General features: G+C 65.4%; 2 protein-coding genes. One reads left to right on the top strand and one right to left on the bottom strand.

Annotated elements, in window-relative coordinates:
• Positions 1 to 489, bottom strand: a 489-nt coding sequence (locus K2Z83_RS11835) for an FAD-binding oxidoreductase (protein ID WP_220595392.1), incomplete at its 3' end; no start/stop codon positions are given.
• Between the two features lie 266 nt (positions 490 to 755).
• Between K2Z83_RS11835 and K2Z83_RS11830 the strand changes: the two genes are divergently transcribed.
• Positions 756 to 1279 (top strand): PAS domain-containing protein (locus K2Z83_RS11830; protein ID WP_220595391.1); only part of this gene is annotated, 524 nt, incomplete at its 3' end.

Raw genomic sequence — 1279 nt, 5'->3', positions numbered from 1 at the left:
GGCCGCCCGCAGGTAGCCCATCGCGATCCCGTAGGGGTCGCAGTAGCCATCGTCGGGGCCGAAGGTCGCCCCCACCAGGTCGTCCGTCACCATGCGCGGCACAAAGCGGGCGGCCTCCTCGGGGCTGAGCAGCTCGACCCGCGCGCCCAGCTCAAGCTGGAGTGCCGCCGTGGCCTTATAGGTCTCCCAGGTGGCGGGGTCGTTCACCAGGAAGAGGTAGCCGACCTGGTGCAGCTCGGCGAAGCCGCCCGTCTCCTCGGTGAAGTGGCGCAGCCGCTCGATGCTGTAGCGCGAGAGCAGGATGTTGGTCGCCGTCGAGAACTGATGGCGCACCCCGGCCGCCGAGCGGGCGGTGCTGCCGCTCACCTCGGCCTCCTCCTTCTCGAGGATCAGCACGTCGGTGCAGCCGCGCAGGGCGAGGTGGTAGGCCACGCTGGCCCCGATCACCCCTGCGCCGATGATCACCACCTGTGCGCCGCTCGCCCCCATCGTATCACTCCTGCGATCACATGTCATAGACGCCCATCAAGGGCGCCCCTGGCACCCATTATACACGACCGCCGCCGGCGGGACGCGGCGCTGCCGCCAACTATCATCTACACTTATGTGTGAGATGTGAGTCGCGCGGGCCGATAAATCTGACCACAGTTGATACACAACAGCTACAGACACATGTCGAAAGCCTTGCTAGACTAGGCTGTTGCCAGGCCATGATCCTGGCACAATTCTATGTTGTGACAAGGAACACTGGCGCAATGCATACGTCCTCACCCGCCAATCTTGAACCTGAGCGCCAGATCATACGCTCAGGTGCGCCGCAGGATCTCCCGCTGAGCCAGGAGGCCCTTGAGGCGCTCCCCTTCCCGCTGACGATCTGCACCTGCGAGGGCCTCTGCGTTGGGGTCAACACCCTATCAGAGCAGCTCTTCCGCATCCCACGCGCGGCGGTGATTGGCACGCTGAATGTGCTGACCAACGCCACGAATCAGGATGCGAGCAGGCCGGCCCTGTTCGCGGCGGCGGTGGCCGGTACTGTAGGGCAGTCGCCGCCGATGTGCTATGACTTCTCCTTCCCCGGCAGCCTGGGCTCAGATCGGGCGAGCTGCTGGGTCACGATTAGCTACTTCCCCTTCCGCGACGGCGACGGCCGCGTGACCCACGTCGGCATGATGCTTCAGGATGTCACCGAGCGGGTCGAGGCCGAGCGGCAGATGTCGCTCTTCAGCGCGCTGGTTGAGAACGCCCACGATGGGATCGGCGTGACCGATCTGTCCGGGCG

Source organism: Oscillochloris sp. ZM17-4, assembly GCF_019599295.1.
Classification (GTDB): Bacteria; Chloroflexota; Chloroflexia; order Chloroflexales; family Chloroflexaceae; genus Oscillochloris.
This window is presented reverse-complemented; position numbering and strand designations above follow the sequence as displayed.